The organism is Polynucleobacter sp. 35-46-11 (genome assembly GCF_002281105.1).
Genome location: NZ_NCFJ01000026.1, coordinates 1 through 19,622, shown reverse-complemented (window position 1 = coordinate 19,622; position 19,622 = coordinate 1). Strand labels below are relative to the sequence as shown.

Annotated in this window: 17 protein-coding genes; 11 read left to right on the top strand and 6 right to left on the bottom strand. The window is 46.5% G+C overall.

The genetic code is table 11. From position 1 onward, the window contains the following. Positions 1–77: 77 nt before the first annotated feature. Entirely contained in the window at positions 78–2,612 is a 2,535-nt protein-coding gene (locus tag B7Y67_RS03985) for an LPS assembly protein LptD (RefSeq protein ID WP_293597469.1), read from the bottom strand. 33 nt (positions 2,613–2,645) lie between these two features. On the opposite strand from B7Y67_RS03985, the gene B7Y67_RS03980 reads away from it, so the two are divergent. The 10 genes from B7Y67_RS03980 (at position 2,646) to ruvB (ending at position 12,210) form a co-directional block, all read left to right on the top strand. Beyond that, on the top strand, positions 2,646–3,647 hold the full coding sequence (locus tag B7Y67_RS03980; RefSeq protein ID WP_293597468.1) for a phosphotransferase: 1,002 nt from the start codon (positions 2,646–2,648) through the stop codon (positions 3,645–3,647). Between the two features lie 12 nt (positions 3,648–3,659). Beyond that, positions 3,660–4,376: an N-acetylmuramate alpha-1-phosphate uridylyltransferase MurU gene (gene murU / locus B7Y67_RS03975; protein WP_293597467.1), complete on the top strand. Its 717-nt coding sequence runs from the start codon at positions 3,660–3,662 to the stop codon at positions 4,374–4,376. Continuing rightward, positions 4,360–5,739: an aminopeptidase P N-terminal domain-containing protein gene (locus B7Y67_RS03970; RefSeq protein ID WP_293597466.1), complete on the top strand. Its 1,380-nt coding sequence runs from the start codon at positions 4,360–4,362 to the stop codon at positions 5,737–5,739. Before murU ends, B7Y67_RS03970 begins: the two co-directional genes overlap by 17 nt. Positions 5,740–5,749: 10 nt before the next feature. Then, positions 5,750–6,907, top strand: coding sequence for an FAD-dependent monooxygenase (locus B7Y67_RS03965; protein WP_293597465.1), 1,158 nt, complete (start codon positions 5,750–5,752; stop codon positions 6,905–6,907). Positions 6,908–7,057: 150 nt separating this feature from the next. Beyond that, positions 7,058–8,074, top strand: coding sequence for a tRNA dihydrouridine synthase DusB (gene dusB / locus B7Y67_RS03960; RefSeq protein ID WP_293597464.1), 1,017 nt, complete (start codon positions 7,058–7,060; stop codon positions 8,072–8,074). Between the two features lie 28 nt (positions 8,075–8,102). Beyond that, positions 8,103–8,342: a helix-turn-helix domain-containing protein gene (locus tag B7Y67_RS03955; protein ID WP_046330848.1), complete on the top strand. Its 240-nt coding sequence runs from the start codon at positions 8,103–8,105 to the stop codon at positions 8,340–8,342. 49 nt (positions 8,343–8,391) lie between these two features. Next, positions 8,392–9,972: a bifunctional phosphoribosylaminoimidazolecarboxamide formyltransferase/IMP cyclohydrolase gene (purH, locus tag B7Y67_RS03950; RefSeq protein WP_293597463.1), complete on the top strand. Its 1,581-nt coding sequence runs from the start codon at positions 8,392–8,394 to the stop codon at positions 9,970–9,972. 6 nt (positions 9,973–9,978) lie between these two features. Beyond that, complete coding sequence (gene ruvC / locus B7Y67_RS03945; RefSeq protein WP_293597462.1) at positions 9,979–10,500, top strand: crossover junction endodeoxyribonuclease RuvC; 522 nt, start codon at positions 9,979–9,981, stop codon at positions 10,498–10,500. Positions 10,501–10,526: 26 nt separating this feature from the next. Continuing rightward, on the top strand, positions 10,527–11,111 hold the full coding sequence (ruvA, locus tag B7Y67_RS03940) for a Holliday junction branch migration protein RuvA (protein ID WP_293597461.1): 585 nt from the start codon (positions 10,527–10,529) through the stop codon (positions 11,109–11,111). Between the two features lie 31 nt (positions 11,112–11,142). Then, positions 11,143–12,210, top strand: coding sequence for a Holliday junction branch migration DNA helicase RuvB (ruvB, locus tag B7Y67_RS03935; protein ID WP_293597460.1), 1,068 nt, complete (start codon positions 11,143–11,145; stop codon positions 12,208–12,210). A 63-nt stretch (positions 12,211–12,273) separates the two neighbouring features. Here ruvB and B7Y67_RS03930 read toward each other — a convergent pair whose 3' ends face one another. Both B7Y67_RS03930 and tyrS read right to left on the bottom strand, forming a co-directional pair. Further along, a complete protein-coding gene (locus B7Y67_RS03930) occupies positions 12,274–15,060 on the bottom strand; it encodes an autotransporter outer membrane beta-barrel domain-containing protein (protein ID WP_293597459.1) in 2,787 nt (928 codons plus the stop codon). Positions 15,061–15,200: 140 nt separating this feature from the next. After that, positions 15,201–16,433: a tyrosine--tRNA ligase gene (tyrS, locus tag B7Y67_RS03925; protein WP_293597458.1), complete on the bottom strand. Its 1,233-nt coding sequence runs from the start codon at positions 16,431–16,433 to the stop codon at positions 15,201–15,203. Between the two features lie 89 nt (positions 16,434–16,522). On the opposite strand from tyrS, the gene B7Y67_RS03920 reads away from it, so the two are divergent. Beyond that, positions 16,523–17,653 (top strand): anhydro-N-acetylmuramic acid kinase, encoded by a 1,131-nt coding sequence (locus B7Y67_RS03920; protein WP_293597457.1) that lies wholly within the window; start codon positions 16,523–16,525, stop codon positions 17,651–17,653. Positions 17,654–17,667: 14 nt separating this feature from the next. On the opposite strand, the gene erpA is transcribed toward B7Y67_RS03920, so the two are convergent. From erpA to rpsI, 3 genes are all read right to left on the bottom strand, one after another. Then, on the bottom strand, positions 17,668–18,045 hold the full coding sequence (gene erpA / locus B7Y67_RS03915; RefSeq protein ID WP_015422031.1) for an iron-sulfur cluster insertion protein ErpA: 378 nt from the start codon (positions 18,043–18,045) through the stop codon (positions 17,668–17,670). Between the two features lie 83 nt (positions 18,046–18,128). After that, positions 18,129–19,187, bottom strand: a complete 1,059-nt coding sequence (gene argC, locus B7Y67_RS03910; RefSeq protein ID WP_293597456.1) for an N-acetyl-gamma-glutamyl-phosphate reductase — start codon at positions 19,185–19,187, stop codon at positions 18,129–18,131. A 113-nt stretch (positions 19,188–19,300) separates the two neighbouring features. After that, positions 19,301–19,622, bottom strand: a 322-nt coding sequence (rpsI, locus tag B7Y67_RS03905; protein WP_293597455.1) for a 30S ribosomal protein S9, incomplete at its 5' end; no start/stop codon positions are given.

Here is a 19,622-nt window from a genome sequence, read left to right as displayed (position 1 = left end):
AAACGCGATCTGAGGCAATAAAACAGCTCCAGCCAAAAGCATCGCTGCAAGAGCTTGAATAAATCGATTCCTACGCATCATTGATAGTTCTCATATATTGAAGGTGGTATAGGCTTAGAAGTAGGCATATATCCGGGAACATTCAGCTTCATGATATCAACTGGATTGCTACCAGCGCTACCGAAGCCCCTAAATTCTATTTGGAATAAAACCTGGGTGGTGGTTATTTGTGAGGTATTGAGCATCTGTGAGTAGGCCCCACGTAAAGTCCAGCAGTCACGCATCCACTCCAAAGCCACCAGCGTATTAAGCGTTTTGGTAGTTAAAGCGTCGTAACCCCAGCGACCCAAAACTGAAACCTCGCGTGTAATTGGCCACTGGCCTGAGACGTTGTATTGATCAGTAGTAGTGACTGCGGTTGAAACAGGGGTTAGTTGATTGGTTGATCCAAAAACGTTTCGATAACCAAAATTCAAGCTGCGCCCTGGTGTTGGACGCCAGCTCCCTCCAACAGTTGTTTGCATTAAGCGGTTTAATTGTGTGTTGTACTGACCGAACACATCAGCACTAAAGTTTCCAAGCAAGCGAACCGATCCAGCCCCTAGGGTGTCTGAATAGGTTGTCGGGTTTGTATTTGTAGCTCCGAGAGTCACTTTCTGCCCGGTAAAGTCCTGTCTTTGCGCAAGCGTTACTGTCGCACGTTCTGCACCAGTATTCGCCTCGATCATACGACTGGTCATACCCATAGTCAGCTTATTGTTATCCGCAATACGATCATTACCCACAAAGTCATTTTCTGCAAAGATTTGACTTATTCCAAAACCTGCATATGCCGTATCAAAAACTGGCGTGTAGGTTTGATTCTGATAGGGCGTGTAAACATAAAACGCTCTCGGCTCCATCGTAAGCAACATATCGCGCCCAAAGAAGCCCTTTAATTCCGTGGCATCTCTTTCAAACGCCAATCCTGAATCAAGGCTAAATGTAGGCAAAACAAATCCTTGGGCACTTGGGGCTCCCAATGTATAGGCCTGAACAGCGTAGTTATTGGCCTGAAAGCTCATCTTTGGGGTGAAGTAATAGCCTGGTGTAATCTGAGGCAAGGCCATTGCGCCTTTGATTACCGTGCGATCAGCTTGGCTATACAAATAAGTACCATAAGGTGAGCCTGCTGGGGCTGCGTAGGGATCGCTATTAACGTTGTATGTAAAGCGGGTTAAATCTGTAGAAAACGTGGTTACAGGACCGGATGGCAAGGTGATGTATTTACCACTAGCGTCGGCCACTGCTGGAGTTAAGCGATTGTTATAGGTCGCAGTGATGTTCGGCAAAATATTGTATGGGGACTGCACAGTCACAGTTGGATCAGGCTGTAAGGTCTGGAAAGTCATCGCTCTTGCAGCGACGGTCCAGTTACTGAGGCTGCCGGTCAAGTTCTTGGTGGTGCCAACTTCTTGACGAAACTGGTTGGTAACTGCACCAGCAATGCTTTGTGAAAAGTCTACTGGATATAAGTTATCCGAAACACGAGCCATATTGGCATAGCCGGTCCAAGCTCCAGCAATAGGGATGCCGCCCATTCCCAATAAGTCACCACTAAAGTTCTGCCTTTGCTGCCAATCGTACCGCCAACGATCAGTGCCGGTCTTACGGTCATAAGGAAGATAGTCTCCACCCAAACTTCCCGCATACTGCTGATCCAAGAACTGATACTTGGCGCCTAACTGAACACCACGTTGACCCATCACCCGAGGCGTCAATAACAAATCACGATTAGGTGCAATATTGACGTAGTAAGGCTGCGTTATATCAATACCATTATTGGAGTTATACCCGGCTACTGGCGCTAAGATTCCGGAACGACGTTGATTTGATGTGGGGGCAGTGAAGTAAGGCACATAAGCAATGGGAACATCAAAGAATCGCATGACACCATGCGTACCAACCATTTCTTTTTGCTCGTTATCAATCTCCAGCGTACTGGCCGTGAAATACCAATCTAAATTTTCTGGGGTACAAGTTGTGTAGGTGGCTTTATCAAACACAAACACATCTGCAGTTTCAATGGTTAATTTATTTGCATTACCGCGGGCTCGGTTATCACGCAGTTCGTAATTCGGGGATTCCATTTCCCCTTCACGCGCATCTACTCTAAGGCGTGCTTTTGGCCCTTTGAATAATGTATTGCCTTTTGAAAATTCAGTATTGCCAGACAAATTTGCAACGTCGGAATCAGGATCGTATTTAATTTCATCCGCCTTAATCACCGCACCATTTCGACGAATTTGCGCACGCCCTTTTAAGCGCATCTCGCGATCAACAATTCCATCGATTGAATCACTAGAGGTAAACGTTAAAGCTTGTCCATCGCCAATGGGTTTACCGACCCGTAATTGATCATCCAACTTTAAGACGGTGACATCGCCACGATCAGGAATTAAAACGGAGTTAGCGGAGCTACCCAAGGACTGCGCAGAAGGGGGTAAAGGTGCGGGTGCCTGAGCCATACTTGAGAGGGCAAATTGCGACAATGTAACCCCCATCATTACGCGCAGGGTGACAGATAAAAAAAGAGGGGCGCAAAGGCCGGCGCGACGGCGATAATGACTCATAGATCCAGACCCGCCTTATTATACGAATCGACCATGACTGACTCTCGCTTAGACTCCCTCCGTAGCTGGCTAAAAGGCCTTGAACCTAGCTGGCAATTAGATCTATCCACTTTAGCCCCCGCTTCAGCTGATGCCAGCTTTCGGCGGTATTTCCGGATTGAGTCCAAAAACCCGGATTTTCCAACTTTGATCGTGATGGATGCTCCGCCCCAACATGAGCCCTTAGATGCCTTCATTAGGGTCGATTTATTGTTCGAAAATGCCGGTCTAAACGTCCCGAAAATTTTAGAAAAGAATGTGGCTGAAGGCTTTCTTTTACTCAATGATCTTGGCACCAAAACTTATCTTGCAGAACTCAATGCTGAGAGAGCAGATCATCTCTACAAAGATGCAACCCACGCTTTAGTCCAAATGCAATTAGCAAGTAAACCTGATGTATTGCCAAACTACGATGAAGCACTCTTGCAACGTGAATTAGATTTATTTCCTGAGTGGTATCTCAAGAAACATTTGCACATCGAATTAACTGAACTGCAACACTCTCAAATCAGGCAAGCATTTGAACTCATCATTCAAAATAATCTTGCTCAAGCAAAAGTCTATGTGCATCGAGACTATCACTCACGCAATCTAATGGTGACTAAAAAAAATAATCCTGGTGTGATCGATTTTCAAGATGCGGTTTATGGCCCCATCACTTACGATGCTGCTTCACTCTGGCGTGATGCTTACATTGCGTGGCCCGAAGAACGCGTGATTGATTGGGTGATTAAATTTTGGGAAGAAGGTCGCCAAGCTGGCTTGCCTATGCCAACTGATTTTGGTCAGTTCTATCGTGACTTTGAGTGGATGGGTTTACAACGCCACCTGAAAGTCTTAGGAATTTTTGCAAGGCTGTTTCATCGCGATGGCAAAGATGGTTATCTCAAAGATATTCCATTGGTACTCGAGTATGCGATTGCCACGGCTAATCGCTATATTGAATTAAAGCCCTTGGCACGCATATTAGAGTCGACGCGCCCCACTAAGGAATAACAACAAACCGTCATGAATAAGCGCAATCTCATTCCGTGCTTTTTACTGGCCGCCGGTCGAGGCGAGCGCATGCGTCCACTCACCGATGAATTGCCTAAGCCACTTCTCACAATCAAAAACAAATCCTTACTTGCTTGGCATTTAGAAGCCTTGAGTACGGCTGGCATTAAAGAAGTTGTCATTAACCATGCCTGGCTTGGTCACAAGATCGAGGAAGCTTTAAGCAACGGCAGCCAATTCGATCTCAACATCACCTACTCTCCAGAAACTAGCGCCCTTGAAACTGCGGGCGGTATTCGCAAGGCCCTCCCCTTACTGAACCCCAGCGATTATTTCTTAGTAATTAATGGGGATGTTTTTAGCCCAAACCTACCAATTCATGAGCTTTTAGAGCAGGTTACTCGTTTGCGCAGCATGTCAAACAAGCCTTTGGCGCATCTTTTGATGGTTCCCAACCCGGTGCAGCACCCTGAGGGGGACTTTTATCTGAAAGACTCCAAAGTGACCAATCAACTACTAGATGGAGCTGAAAAACTCACTTTTTCTGGAATTGGGCTTTATCACCGAGAGCTCTTCAAGGATTTAGAGCTAGGCTCACCCGCTAAGCTAGCACCCCTTCTCAGGGAGGCAATGACTAAAAATAGAGTGTCCGGTGAAAAATATACTGGACCGTGGCACGATGTAGGTACACCCCAACGATTACAAGAACTCAATGCAGCGAATGACTAATTCCGCCATTTACCAACAACGTCGAGTTGAACTCGCAAAACTGATCTGCGCCAAAACTGGCGGTGGCATCGCCATCATCACTACAGCACCTGAGACTGCGCGTAATCGCGATAGCGAGTTTCCCTATCGTCACGACAGCGATTTCTTCTACCTCACCGGCTTTGAAGAGCCGGGTGCAACGCTCGTATTAAAGATTGCTGGGTCGGCATCACAAGCCCAACTCGAATCACATCTTTTTTGCAGACCCAAAGATGCAGAGCGTGAAATTTGGGATGGTATTCGTTTAGGGCCAGATGCAGCACCTGCAACCTTAGGCGTAGAGTACGCTCACAGTAATCATGAGTTAGATAAAAAACTGGGTGAGTTATTGGCAGATCAAGATGCTGTCTATATTCGCCTCTCAGAAAGTGCTGAGACCGATCGCCGTTTACGACATTGGATGAAACAAGTAAGAGCGCAAGCTCGTGCTGGCGTGAATCCACCTTCAGAATTTCATGATGTAGAAAGTCTGATTCATGAAATGCGTCTCTTTAAAGATGTACATGAAATCGACATCATGCGTCGTGCTGCCCAAATTTCTGCACGCACGCACATTCGTGCCATGCAAGCCTGCAAACCCGGTATGCGTGAATACCACCTCGAGGCAGAGCTACTGCATGAGTTCCGCTATAGCGGTGCACAAAGCGTTGCGTACAACAGCATTGTTGCTAGCGGAGCCAACTCCTGCATTCTGCATTACCGTGCCGGCGATACTGAACTGCGTAGTGGTGAACTCTGCTTGATCGATGCGGGTTGCGAGCTTGATGGCTACGCATCAGATATCACCCGCACCTTTCCGGTAAGTGGAAAATTTTCAGGGCCACAACGGGCTCTTTATGACATCACACTAGCTTCCCAAGAAGCTGCCATTGCAGCAACCAAGCCGGGCAATACTTTTATGCAGCCACATGAGGCTGCACTTAAGGTGCTCACTCAAGGCTTGCTCGATGAGAAGCTACTCAAACTTGCAGAGTTAGGCTCGTTAGATAACGCGATTGAAACGGGCGCCTATCGTCGTTTCTATATGCATCGCACCTCACATTGGTTAGGCATGGATGTACATGATGTTGGCTCATATCGTGAACCACTGAGTGCCGCAACAAACTCATTAGAAAAGCCATGGCGCCTTCTCCAATCGGGCATGGTGCTGACTATTGAGCCAGGCCTATATGTTCGCCCTGCCGATGATGTAGATGAGCCCTTCTGGAATATCGGCATCCGCATTGAAGATGATGCTGTAGTGAATGATTCTGGATGTGAATTAATTTCTCGCGGCGCACCCGTCAAGCCCGATGAAATCGAAGCGCTAATGAAGAATAATTAAATTGCCAAACATGTCAGCAACAAAATTCGATATTGTGATTCAGGGTGGTGGACCAGTTGGCCTAGCCTATGCAGCATGGTGCTTGCAAAAATTTCCTGAAGCAAAAATCGCTTTGCTGGACCGCAACCCTGTAGATGATGCGAACTTAGCTGCTGCTGACAGTCGAGGAATTGCCTTATCGCACGGTAGCAAGCTGCTACTAGATACCATTGATGCGTGGCCTACTGAATGTGCTGATATTCATCGCGTGCATGTGTCACAAGCAGGTCGCTTTGGTCGTGCTCTCATGACTCGCGAAGAATTGAAACAAGATGCACTAGGTCACATCATTCGCTATCGCGATATTCACTTGACTTTGCGCAAAGCCTTAAGAGCTATTCAAACAAAAAGTCCGAATTTTGTTTGGAAGCATATCGATGCGCAAGCAGACACATCAGGCATTCAAGCCAAATCTGTAGTTCATGCTGAAGGTGGTTTATTTAAAACACAGGATTGGGTAGAGTCAGGCAGAGACTATGAGCAATCAGCCTTAGTTGGCTTGGTAGAGGTTGAGAATGCAGCACCCCATCAAGCATGGGAGCGATTTACATCCGAAGGACCTTTGGCGGTTTTACCAAGTCACTATGGTCCCAATATTCTGAATCTGGTTTGGTGTGGAACCCCAAGCTCCTCACAAGCACGCCTTGCCTTAAGTGATGCTGAATTTCTGAAAAGCCTGCAAGCGGAGTTCGGCTCACGCATTGGTCAGTTTCTTAAAATCCAAGATCGTCGTCTTTATGAGTTGGGACTTAACTACCGCAAAGAAATTACTCAGGGCCATGAGGTTTGGATTGGCAATGCTGCCCAGACCTTGCACCCTGTTGCAGGACAGGGGCTCAACCTCGGACTGAGAGATGCCTATCTCTTGGCCGAAAAACTCAGTGCACTTTTCTCCAAGCCCGAAGATCAAAAAACCCCCATAGCAATAGAAGCAACCTTGAAAGACTATGCCCAAAGCCGGAAGGCAGATCGGTCTGCCACTATTGGCCTAACTGACTTTATGGCAAGGGTTTTCACCTCAAATCTACTTCCTATCGTGATCGGTCGTGGATTAGCCTTATCGGCCCTCCAATGGTTCCCGCCAGTCAAAACAGCCTTGGCTCGCCAGATGATGTTTGGTAGGCGCTAAGGGGCTGAAATAGCCTCCAAAATACAAGCATTCCCCGTTTGATCTAAATCAGTGAATCTGCCTATTTTTTAGGCAGATTTAGGCTGACCTGTGCTAAAGTGTCACCCTTTCCCAAGCACTGGAAGCCCTCCAGCACCCAAGCTAAAAACCATGAAGATTGGTCAGCACCTTCTCGCAAATAGATTGTTTGTAGCCCCAATGGCTGGGGTAACGGATCGTCCATTTCGTCAGCTTTGCAAAAAGCTCGGGGCTGGCTATGCCGTATCTGAAATGATTGCCTCCAATGCATTGCTTTGGAAGAGCGAGAAAACCCAACGTCGCGCTAACCACCAAGGTGAATTTAAGCCGATTGCAGTCCAGATTGCCGGGGCCGATCCGCAGATGATGGCTGCAGCTGCCAAGCTCAACGTCGATCATGGCGCCCAAATTATTGATATCAATATGGGCTGTCCAGCCAAAAAGGTATGCAATATTGCAGCTGGTTCTGCGCTATTGAGAGACGAGCCTTTAGTACAGCAAATTTTGGAAGCCATAGTTCAAGCTGTAGGCGTAGGGCCTGATGCTGTTCCTGTCACCTTAAAGATTCGGACAGGCTGGGATCGCGAACATAAAAATGCGATTGATATTGCACGTCTCGCTGAGAAATCTGGCATCTCCATGTTGACCGTACATGGTCGTACAAGGGCTGATCTTTACCATGGCGAAGCGGAGTACGAAACCATTACCGCAGTGAAGAATAGTGTTGCCATTCCGGTGGTTGCGAATGGCGATATCACTACTCCAGAAAAAGCAGAATTTGTTTTAAAAGAAACTGGTGCCGATGCCATCATGATTGGTCGTGCCGCTCAAGGGCGTCCTTGGATCTTTCGTGAGATCAATCATTTTCTCGAAACAGGTGGCAAGCTACCAACACCGCAGATCAATGAGATTCAAGAAATCATGAATGCCCATTTGATTGATCACTATGAGTTCTATGGCGAATATGTCGGCTTACGCACTGCGCGTAAGCATATCGGCTGGTATTGCAAAGGTTTACGTGACTCTCATGCCTTCCGTCAAAGAATGAATACTGCTGATGATTGCAAAACCCAATTACAGATGGTGAATGATTTTTTCAATGAAATGAAATCACATTCTGATCGTTTGTTATTTTTAGAAGCAGCCTAAATTTAGTTTTTAGTTATTTAATTTATCCATGACCAATAAGCACCCCATCACTGAATGCATTGAAACCCAACTCCAAGGTTACTTAGACGATCTCAAAGGTACACCTCCATCCGACTTGTACCAAATGGTCCTAGCTGTAGTTGAAAAGCCGATGCTCGAATTGGTAATGCAGCATGCAAAGCAGAATCAATCTTTGGCTGCGCAGTACCTTGGCATCAATCGCAATACGCTACACAAGAAGTTGGTTGAGCACCAGCTCCTGAAATAAGCCAGACCTCATTCGTCAATTCTTGATTAATTCAACCTTCTGAAAAACTATGATTCGTACAGCCCTACTCTCTGTTTCCGATAAAAATGGCATTGTGCCGTTTGCTAAAGCCCTTCATGAGCAAGGCATCAAGCTGATCTCTACAGGTGGCACGGCAAAACTCTTGGCTGAAAATAATCTACCGGTAGTAGAAGTATCTTCACTCACTAAGTTCCCAGAGATGCTGGATGGCCGCGTCAAGACATTGCATCCGATGGTGCATGGTGGCTTATTGGCTCGTCGAGACTTCCCCGAGCATATGGCTGCTTTAAAAGAGCATGGCATTAATACGATCGACATGCTCGTGATCAACCTCTATCCGTTTAACGAGACGGTTGCTAAAGCAGATTGCTCATTTGAAGATGCGGTTGAGAACATTGATATTGGTGGCCCAGCAATGTTGCGCGCCGCTGCTAAGAATCACCAAGATGTGACCGTACTCATTTCTCCAGAAGATTACGCACCCGTACTCGAAGAAATGAAAGCCAATAAGAACGTAGTTTCTTATAAGACCAATTTGGGCCTGGCTAAAAAAGTATTTGCCCACACCGCCCAATACGACGGCGCGATTGCGAATTATCTATCTGCATTGGGTGATGATCTCGATCACAAGAAGCGTTCTGCTTATCCAGAAACGCTGCATCTGGCCTTTGAAAAAGTACAAGAGATGCGCTATGGCGAGAACCCACACCAATCTGCAGCTTTCTATAAAGACATTTATTCAGTCGATGGTGCGCTTGCCAACTACAAACAATTGCAAGGTAAAGAGCTCTCCTATAACAATATCGCTGATGCTGACTCTGCCTGGGAATGCGTCAAGAGTTTTACCGGCAATGCTGGCGGCGCTGCAGCGTGCGTCATCATTAAACATGCCAATCCTTGTGGTGTAGCGGTAGGTGCCAATGCACTTAAGGCCTATCAAAAAGCATTTAAAACAGATCCGAGCTCAGCATTTGGCGGAATCATCGCCTTCAACGTGCCATGTGATGGTGCCGCAGCTGAAGCGATTTCTAAGCAGTTTGTGGAAGTATTGATTGCTCCAAGCTTTAGCGATGAAGCTAAGGCCATCTTTGCTGCCAAGCAAAATGTGCGCTTATTAGAAATTCGTTTGGGCGCTGCATTTAATACTTTTGATTTCAAACGTGTTGGTGGTGGCTTGCTAGTTCAATCTCCTGATGCCAAGAATGTGCTTGAGAACGAAATGCGTGTTGTTAGCAAGCGTCTTCCAACCCCAAGCGAAATGCACGACATGATGTTTGCATGGCGCGTTGCAAAGTTTGTGAAGTCCAATGCGATTGTGTATTGCGCTAATGGTATGACTCTCGGTATCGGCGCTGGTCAGATGAGCCGCGTAGACTCTGCTCGCATGGCAAGTATTAAGGCTGAGAACGCAGGCTTAAGCCTCAAAGGTTCTGCAGTGGCAAGTGATGCTTTCTTCCCATTCCGTGACGGCTTAGACGTCGTTGTGAATGGTGGTGCAAGCTGCGCTATCCAACCAGGCGGCAGCATGCGTGATGATGAAATCATTGCAGCAGCGAATGAACATGGCATCGCTATGATTTTTACCGGCACACGCCACTTCCGCCACTAATCACTTATGCGCTGGATAGGAATCGACCCAGGTCTACGAACAACGGGTTTCGGTGTTATTGATGTTGATGGCCAAAAACTGAGCTACGTAGCCTCTGGGACGATTGAAAGTGGAGATCCAGCACAAGGTCTTCCCGAAAGACTGGGAATCTTGTACGCGGGTATTAAGGAAGTGCTGGAGACCTACCATCCAGAGCAAGCGGCTATTGAAGAAGTATTTCTCAATGTCAATCCTCGGTCTACCCTGATGCTGGGACAAGCTCGAGGAGCGGTGATTGCAGCCCTGGTATCCGACAAGCTCCCTGTCGCTGAATACAGTGCATTGCGAGTAAAGCAATCCATTGTGGGAACCGGTAGAGCTACTAAACCCCAAGTTCAAGAAATGGTGAAACGTTTATTGCGCCTAAGTCGTGCACCAGGAACAGATGCAGCAGATGCCTTAGGGGTAGCCATTTGCGCCGCGCATCATGCCCAGATTCCGAAAGCAATTACTGCCGCTCTTGCACCTAAAAAGAGTAGAAAGAAATAACAATAAAAACAGGTTAAGATCTTTACATGATTGGTCGCATACAAGGCATTCTCGTCTCAGTTCATCCACCCCGCCTCTTGGTAGATTGCCAAGGTGTTGGCTATGAGATCGACGTGCCGATGAGTACTCTGTATCAATTACCAGAGACCAATCAAAAAATTACACTTCTCACGCATTTTCAAGTTCGTGAAGATGCGCAGCAACTCTTTGGCTTTGCTACAGAAACTGAGCGTGAAGCATTTAGACAGCTGATCAAGATTAGCGGCGTCGGCTCGCGCACTGCCCTTGCGGTACTTTCTGGCATGAGCGTCAATGAATTAGCCCAAGCAATTACTATGCAAGAGGCAGGCCGCCTAACTCAAGTCCCTGGCATTGGCAAAAAGACTGCTGAGCGCCTTTGCCTTGAACTCAAAGGAAAGTTGGCTCCCGATTTAGGAATTGTGGGCGGCAAACCTCAGGCGATTGAAGCGAACAGCGAAGTATTGCAGGCTCTCTTGGCGCTAGGCTATTCAGAAAAAGAAGCGCATCTTGCCCTCAAACAAATACCACCTGACACCACAGTTTCAGACGGTATCCGTATGGGCCTTAAATACCTCTCGAAGTCTTCATAACTAGTTACTCAAACACCACTACACTTGCAGTATGGCAATCCACACAGAAGACCTCAGCTCAATTCCCGAAGACTTACCGGAGGGAAATGACCGCATCGTTAGTGGTGCAGCTGGAAACTCAGAAGCCATCTTCGAAAGAGCCTTGCGTCCTAAGCAGCTAGATGAGTATGTTGGCCAAACCAAAGCCCGCGCCCAATTAGAGATTTTCATTACCGCAACCAGGGCCCGTCAAGAAGCCCTGGATCACGTTCTCTTGTTTGGCCCTCCCGGATTAGGTAAAACCACCCTGGCTCACATCATTGCTAGAGAGCTTGGTGTGAACTTGCGCCAAACTAGTGGCCCAGTTCTAGATAGGCCTGGTGATCTTGCTGCCTTACTGACCAATTTAGAAGCAAACGACGTTCTTTTTATTGATGAGATTCATCGCCTCTCTCCGGTAGTTGAGGAGATTCTCTATCCAGCACTAGAGGACTACAGCCTAGACATCATGATTGGCGAAGGTCCTGCAGCACGAAGTGTCAAAATTGATCTCAAGCCATTCACTTTGATTGGCGCGACCACTCGTGCCGGCATGCTCACCAATCCATTGCGAGACCGCTTTGGCATTGTGGCAAGACTGGAGTTCTACACCACCGAAGAGCTCACCAAAATTATTACGCGCTCCGCCAGCTTACTTAAAGCCGATATTGACCCTGAGGGATCAGTTGAGATTGCGAAGCGTGCTAGAGGTACTCCTCGCATTGCTAATCGCCTGTTACGTCGGGTGCGTGACTATGCCGAAGTCAAAGGTACTGGCACCATCACTAAAGACATGGCTGATGCCGCATTAAAGATGCTCGATGTTGATCCAAGCGGCTTTGATGTGATGGATCGCAAATTACTAGAAGCCATCTTGCACAAGTTTGATGGTGGGCCAGTAGGTATTGATAATTTAGCAGCAGCAATTGGTGAAGAGCGTGACACCATTGAGGATGTCTTAGAGCCTTACCTGATTCAACAAGGCTATCTACAAAGAACCTCCAGAGGAAGAGTAGCAACGCGTCAGGCCTATGAGCATTTTGGGCTCACGCCACCGAGCAACTCTAACAATCTAGACTAAATCTTAAAGTTCTAATCAAAAGACCCGCAATAGCGGGTCTTTTTCCATCAATCCAAATACTTTCTACAAACCAACCGTATACGTCGCCATTACAGTAGTAGTTGAGACGCCTTGATAAGGCTCTTGACGGTAGATGCCTGTAACACCCAAGCGCTGATTCTTAACAACATCGTAATAAGCACCGAGCATTGCTGTCGGACGAGTCTTCACAGGGTTGGCATTAAAGTTCACTGGAGTTAAACCATTAATACCTGTCGCAGAATAAGTACCATTTGCAGTCTTAGTGTCGCTTTCAACACCAGCACTAGCAAAGACAGTTGCCTTAGGGATAAATCGATAAGAAGCACCCACTCCAGCTAGAGCAGTAGTCGCATTGGTATTTAAGGCGCTGTAAGTCAACGGTGCCGTAACTGTTGTTGAGGTGCCTTCGCTATAGCCACCCATATTATTCTGGGTGTAGCGCATTCCCATATAGGGAGCAACAATCACTTGTGGTGTAATTGCAAAACCATACTTCGCAGTAACTTGTGCGCCCTGACTATTTAGCTGGGATGATCCCGTACCCGCCTCTGACGTTCCAACCGCTTGACGGTTTACCGTCGTATTCTTTTGACCATATGCTGCGGATACTTTAACCTCGGCACCCGTTCCATCGGCACGTTCATTCCAGGCGCCAAACAAACCAATCAATGGAGTGTTATTAGCAAGATTAACGGTGCTACCAGAATTATTCACAGATAAATTCTGATCAGCATAAGCACCAATACGAACTTGAGGATGCACTTTATAAGCTGCAATCAATAATGCACTGGTGTTGTTTAAACCATTAGCTGCTGATACTGCTGTATTACGACCGCCAGCAGAAATACAAATTCCATTAGGGCCAAACTCAGTACAGTCGTAAGAGAAACTATTGGCCAATACAGAGTTCTGAAGGGCATAAGTGCTCTGGAGCGCAGAAGCATTATTCACCAAAGATTGCTGCGTCTCAGCTGTAGTAAATGCATATACATTCAAGTAGGCATTATTGGCATCATAAGAAAGATTAATTGCTGATGCGAGATTCGATGAAACACTCGAGAAGGATCCTGTTAGGCCACTATTAGCAGTGACAATTGAATATTTTGCAGGAGCATAAATATTGGTGGAGTCACCTGAAAGACTTAGAGTTCCACTCAATCTAGCAGTTCCATTAATCGATAATTTATCCGCTGCACTAGAAGAAACGCGTAACCCCAAAGTACCTGTTGAGGTTTGCACAAATGAACCGCTAGCCAAATGAGTAACCCCTGCTCCCGCTGCCGTGATCCCCATCCACCCACTGTTTTCAAAACGCGCCAGCTGACCTTGGGTCAGGAACACTTGACCATCAATAACTCCACTTACTGTATTAACCACTGTAGTTGCGGCAGAAGTACCCACATCTGAAATAGCATAGTTACCATTGCTTGCCCGGATTACCCCGTAGTTCAACAAAGTGCCGAAATTACCCTCAATTGCTATTGCTCGATTGAGGGTGCCGCCCGTCACATTTACAGTGCCGTAGTTAGAAATCACTCCACCATAGTTAGTATCCGTCAATGGATTGCAGCCTAGGTATCCACAACTAGCACCGGTTGCAATGCCATTGGCATTGACGACATTGATTGCACCAGTATTAATAACGTCAGCCCCAGCAGCGGAAAGTGTAGATGAACGATCGCCTATATTTTTTAAGGGGTCATAAATTTTTACTGAAGATCCAGAAAGGCTAATAAGTTGATCGCCAATGTTTGCTTCATAGGCTTTTGTAATGCCATTCTCCACGTAGACGCCGATCACATTACCCTGATACATTGAATTAGCAGAAGTCAGATAACTCCCAACTTTGATTTCTGTCCAAGTTATTTTTGGCTGTCCAGTGACTACATCAATCGTATTTAAATCAACCGTTGCAACATATGCCTTTACTTTATTTCCCAATACATCAACTGCATCTGCCACTAAGTTATAGACGCCTGGTTTACCTGCGCTAGTAATTCCCTCAAAATGGGTTACAAGAGAGGCGTCGGGTGAGGAGAAGGTATAGGTCGCACCATTAGAGTTGTTATGAATATAGGAGTAGGTTTCATTAACAGGTAATCCGGCGCCATATTTACCCGTGTATCCACCGGATATCAAATTGTTATACACGCCATAGGCAGTATTACTTACTATGCTCTGAATTTTTGTTTCATTACCAATAGCAATCCTAGCCGATGCATCCGATCCAACTAAGGGGACTATTGAATAAGTACCAGCTGAAATGTTATAGACATAAGAATTACCAGTTATCAAACGAGTATCGAAGTTACCAACTGCTTGGTTACCAAAAGTACTATGGCCAATAGTATTTAAGATAGGCTCACCACCCGCTAAATTAGTTGGCAACAATGTTGTAGTAATGCCAGTGGCTGCATCAACTAGATAACCCAAATCTCCTTCCGCACCATTTGCGGATGCTGCAGTCTTATAACTTCCAGTTACCCGCAAAATTCCTGACGAGGATCCAAAGCTTGGTCCATACGGTGTGCTGCTAATCGCACCAGGAAAATTGGAAAGATTGGAAGTGGCTGTTGGGTAAGGGATATAAGTTGAATTAGAGACAACGTTGTCATACAGTACGCCACCAGTATTGCCATCAGTAGTACTAAAGTTTCCCGTGATATTTCTATCGCGAATACCTGTGATCGTAGTAACTGAGCTACCTGGATACTGGAAAGAAGTGAATCCAGAGACTGTTGCAAGATCAATGTCTGCCGCTTGGATAGGGCCAGAAATGAGAATGAGGGATGCAGCACCAATCAAGGAGCGAAGAAATAGGATTTTCAAGGGAAACCGTAATAAAAAGTGAAGAGCTTAAAGGATAATAGGAAGAAAGATTATGTCAGAAGTGTATCCCTACCCCTCCTATTTATCCCTCATTTAAGACGCACAAGCGGCAAAGGAGGGTATTGATTGCAGTCGATAGCCTAGCTCAGCGCTACCTTAGCGAACTTACGCTTACCCACCTGTACTACGTAAGTACCGGCCTCAACTTTCAATTGCTTATCAGCAACTATTACGCCATCAATCTTCACACCGTTTTGTTCAATGTTGCGATTCGCTTCGGATGTTGATGGAGCTAAGCCAGCAGCCTTCAGTAGATTAGCGATCTGCATTGGGGCACCAGAAAGATTGATCTCTGGAATATCGTCAGGTACACCACCTTTAGCGCGGTGATTAAAGTCCTCTAATGCTTTTTCTGCAGCAGCTTGCGAATGGAAACGCGCAACAATTTCTTGTGCGAGCAGTACTTTGCAATCTTTAGGGTTTCTGCCGGCAGCAACTTCTTGCTTCATTAAATCAATTTCAGCCATAGGGCGAAATGACAGTAATGTGAAGTAATCCCACATTAATTCGTCAGAGATACTCAAGAGCTTACCAAACATCTCGCCAGCAGGCTCGCTGATGCCAATGTAATTACCTTTGGACTTACTCATCTTGTCCACGCCATCCAAGCCGACGAGGAGGGGCATAGTCAAAATACATTGGGGCTCTTGGCCATACTCACGTTGGAGCTCGCGCCCAACTAAGAGATTAAATTTCTGATCGGTACCACCAAGCTCTAGGTCACTCTTCAAAGCAACGGAGTCATAGCCTTGCATCAATGGATACAAGAACTCATGCACAGAGATGGGTACGCCGCTACGGTAGCGCTTGGTAAAGTCATCGCGCTCTAACATTTGGGCAACGGTATATCGCGCTGCCAACTGAATCATCCCACGTGCGCCCAGTGGATCACACCACTCGCTGTTATAGCGGACTTCAGTTTTAGCGGGATCAAGCACCATGCTGGCTTGACGATAGTAGGTCTGGGCATTGACAGCAATTTCTTCTGCAGTCAGTGGTGGACGGGTTGCATTACGTCCAGAGGGATCACCGATCATGCTGGTGAAGTCACCAATCAAGAAAATCACGGTGTGACCTAAATCTTGTAGCTGACGCAATTTGTTCAAAACAACTGTATGACCCAAATGAATATCAGGCGCAGTTGGATCTAAACCCAACTTAATGCGCAAAGGTGTGCCTGTAGCCTTACTCTTAGCCAGCTTTTGAATCCAATCCGCCTCAACCAATAGCTCATCACAGCCCCGTTTTGTAACTTCAAGGGCTGCAAAAACTTCGGGAGTCAGTGGGTATTTTTGTTCTGGTTTAGCCGTCATGCGAAATTGGGTAACTGATTCGGTTAAATTAGTATTTAAATTGCTAAAGCATAATTGTCGCATTCCTGAGAACAAAGTCCTGATACCGCATGAATAAGCCTCAATCCCTCTATATTGGCCTGATGTCTGGCACTAGCCTAGATGGGATAGATGCCGTGCTGGCAAAGATTGAAGCCTCCGGGGAGTCTTCCCTTCTGGACGCCGTAAGCCTTCCCTTTAGCTCTGAATTACGTAAAGCGCTACTAGATCTCCAGACCCCTGGGCCAAACGAGATTCACCGGGAAAATCAGGCCGCTAATGCCTTAGCTGTCGCCTATGCTGATGCAGTCAAGCAATTGCTTACTCGGGCCAAGCTTTCTGCTGCAGATATCAGCGCGATTGGCGCCCACGGCCAGACTATTCGTCATCAAGCCGATCTTGCTCATCACCTTGCCTATACCCATCAAACCCTCAACCCAGCACTTCTGGCAGAGTTGACCGGAATTGATGTCATTGCTGACTTTAGAAGTCGTGACCTTGCTGCTGGTGGTCATGGCGCACCTCTAGTGCCAGCCTTTCATGCGCAACAATTCGCTACAGATAAAAATATCGCCGTGCTCAACCTTGGCGGTATTGCCAACCTGACGCTATTATCCAAAGATGGTGGAGTAAAGGGTTTTGATTGCGGCCCCGGCAATATGTTGATGGATGCCTGGATTGCAGATCAACAAGGCCATGCCTTTGATGAGAACGGTACTTGGGCATCACAAGGCAAAGTCAATCAAATACTTTTATCAAGAATGTTAGCGGATCCATTTTTTGCAAAAGCTCCGCCAAAAAGTACGGGTCGTGATGACTTTCATCTGGAGTGGCTGCAAAAGCAAATTGATACCGACAACATCAATGCTGAAGATATTCAAGCCACACTATTACAACTGACCGTGGACTCAGCCCTACAGGCTTTAGAGTGCTATGCACCGCAAACTCAGACGCTAGTTATCTGTGGTGGTGGTGCGCGCAATATCGCCTTAATGGATTTATTTAAAGCCAGAACTGAAATCTTATTTACAAACTCACTCGAGATTGTGACCAGTGATGCACTTGGCATTGATCCACAACTCGTAGAAGGCCTCGCATTCGCATGGCTTGCCTGGGCCCACAAAGAAAAACGGCCAGCAAATTTGCCAGCCGTTACAGGGGCGAAGGGTCCTAGAATCTTAGGCGCTTGCTATCCTGCTTAAGTAATTCAATTTATTTAAGCAGAGAAAGAAGATCCGCAGCCACAAGTAGTTTGGGCATTTGGATTCTTGATCACAAACTGTGAACCATTGATGTCTTCTTTGTAATCAATCTCAGCGCCAACTAAATATTGGAAGCTCATTGAATCTACCAACAAAGTTACGCCATTCTTTTCAAAGAGTGTGTCATCTTCATTCACAGCATCATCAAATGTGAACCCATACTGAAATCCTGAGCAACCACCGCCCTGAACAAACACGCGTAGTTTTAGTTCAGGATTGCCTTCTTCAGCAATCAAGTCAGCCACTTTTGCAGCAGCACTATCCGTAAACACCAATGGAACTGGTGGCTCGGCTAAATCTTGTACAGTCTCTTGCGTAGCTAATTGGGTCATGATTTACTCCTAATTCAAAAGGCAATGATCCATTTTAGGCTTTTAATTCCAAGCGTGCTGAAGGGTCTTTCCAACTGGCCCCATTATGGTGAAACGGCAATCTGGGTCAATCCAGTGGTCTCAGGCAAGCCAAACATGAGGTTCATGCACTGAACGCCCTGGCCTGAGGCACCCTTCACCAGGTTATCTTCAACTACCAAAATGACTAAAGTGTCGCCATCCCCCGGACGATGAATAGCAATACGTAAGCCATTACTACCCCGCACAGAGCGCGTTTCTGGATGACTACCGGCCGGCATCACATCCACAAAAGGCTCACCTTTGTAGAAATCTTCATAGAGCTTTTGAAAATCCACCTTCATTCCAGCCTCAGTCAAGCGGACATATAAGGTTGAATGAATTCCCCTAATCATTGGTGTCAAGTGCGGCACAAAGGTCAGGCCAATCTGGTCGTGACCAGCAATGGCTTTTAAGCCCTGGACAATTTCCGGAAGATGGCGATGGCCTTTAACGCCATAAGCTTTGAAGTTATCGCTAGACTCTGATAGCAAGGTTCCAATTTCTGCCTTCCGTCCAGCACCTGAAGTTCCTGACTTAGAGTCAGAAATAATATGCGTGCCATCAATCAATTGCTTACCACCGGTAGACTTTGGTGCGAGCAATGGTGCAAGGCCCAGTTGAACTGAGGTTGGATAACACCCAGCCAAACCTACTACGCGAGCTTTTTTAATTTCTTCACGATTGATTTCTGCCAAGCCATAAACTGCTTCAGCCAAAATCTCTGGGCAACCGTGCTCCATGCCATACCACTTAGCAAATTCTTTGACATCCTTTAAGCGGAAGTCAGCAGCGAGATCCAAAATCTTCACGTTATGAGCAAGCAACTCTTTGGCTTGTGCCATTGCCACGCCATGTGGTGTTGCAAAAAACACCACGTCGCATTCATTTAACTTGGCTTCATCTGGTGTTGTGAATTTGAGATCAATGCGGCCACGTAAAGAGGGAAACATCTCAGCTACTGGCATGCCAGCTTCTGTACGAGAAGTAATTGCCTGAATTTTTACTTCGGGGTGTTGCGCTAATAAACGCAACAATTCCACTCCGGTATATCCAGTTCCACCTACGATGCCAACTTTAATCATGCCATTCTCCAAAATACCGACAGATGAATTTTATTTCTCAAATACCTAGATTGTAGAAACAAAAAGGGCCGCTTGCGCGACCCTTTCGATAAAACTTTAAGCGACTGAAAGAATTAGCGCTTGCTGAACTGCTTACGACGACGCGCGCCATGCAGACCAACTTTTTTACGCTCAACTTCACGAGCATCGCGAGTTACCAAGCCTGCTTTAGACAGAGCTGGCTTCAAAGCGTTGTCGTAGTCGATCAATGCACGAGTAACACCGTGACGAACTGCACCAGCTTGGCCAGTTTCACCGCCACCGCTAACGTTTACTTTGATATCAAAGGTTGTTAGGTGGGCTGTGAGAGCCAAAGGCTGACGAGCGATCATGCGTGATGTTTCGCGAGCAAAGTAAGCATCGATAGGTTTACCGTTAACAGTAATCTCACCTTTG

Bases quoted from the DNA above. Each gene is read 5' to 3' on its own strand.
- B7Y67_RS03985 (WP_293597469.1), bottom strand. From the start codon at position 2,612: ATGAGTCATTATCGCCGTCGCGCCGGCCTTTGCGCCCCTCTTTTTTTA.
- B7Y67_RS03980 (WP_293597468.1), top strand. From the start codon at position 2,646: ATGACTGACTCTCGCTTAGACTCCCTCCGTAGCTGGCTAAAAGGCCTT.
- murU (WP_293597467.1), top strand. From the start codon at position 3,660: ATGAATAAGCGCAATCTCATTCCGTGCTTTTTACTGGCCGCCGGTCGA.
- B7Y67_RS03970 (WP_293597466.1), top strand. From the start codon at position 4,360: ATGCAGCGAATGACTAATTCCGCCATTTACCAACAACGTCGAGTTGAA.
- B7Y67_RS03965 (WP_293597465.1), top strand. From the start codon at position 5,750: ATGTCAGCAACAAAATTCGATATTGTGATTCAGGGTGGTGGACCAGTT.
- dusB (WP_293597464.1), top strand. From the start codon at position 7,058: ATGAAGATTGGTCAGCACCTTCTCGCAAATAGATTGTTTGTAGCCCCA.
- B7Y67_RS03955 (WP_046330848.1), top strand. From the start codon at position 8,103: ATGACCAATAAGCACCCCATCACTGAATGCATTGAAACCCAACTCCAA.
- purH (WP_293597463.1), top strand. From the start codon at position 8,392: ATGATTCGTACAGCCCTACTCTCTGTTTCCGATAAAAATGGCATTGTG.
- ruvC (WP_293597462.1), top strand. From the start codon at position 9,979: ATGCGCTGGATAGGAATCGACCCAGGTCTACGAACAACGGGTTTCGGT.
- ruvA (WP_293597461.1), top strand. From the start codon at position 10,527: ATGATTGGTCGCATACAAGGCATTCTCGTCTCAGTTCATCCACCCCGC.
- ruvB (WP_293597460.1), top strand. From the start codon at position 11,143: ATGGCAATCCACACAGAAGACCTCAGCTCAATTCCCGAAGACTTACCG.
- tyrS (WP_293597458.1), bottom strand. From the start codon at position 16,433: ATGACGGCTAAACCAGAACAAAAATACCCACTGACTCCCGAAGTTTTT.
- B7Y67_RS03920 (WP_293597457.1), top strand. From the start codon at position 16,523: ATGAATAAGCCTCAATCCCTCTATATTGGCCTGATGTCTGGCACTAGC.
- erpA (WP_015422031.1), bottom strand. From the start codon at position 18,045: ATGACCCAATTAGCTACGCAAGAGACTGTACAAGATTTAGCCGAGCCA.
- argC (WP_293597456.1), bottom strand. From the start codon at position 19,187: ATGATTAAAGTTGGCATCGTAGGTGGAACTGGATATACCGGAGTGGAA.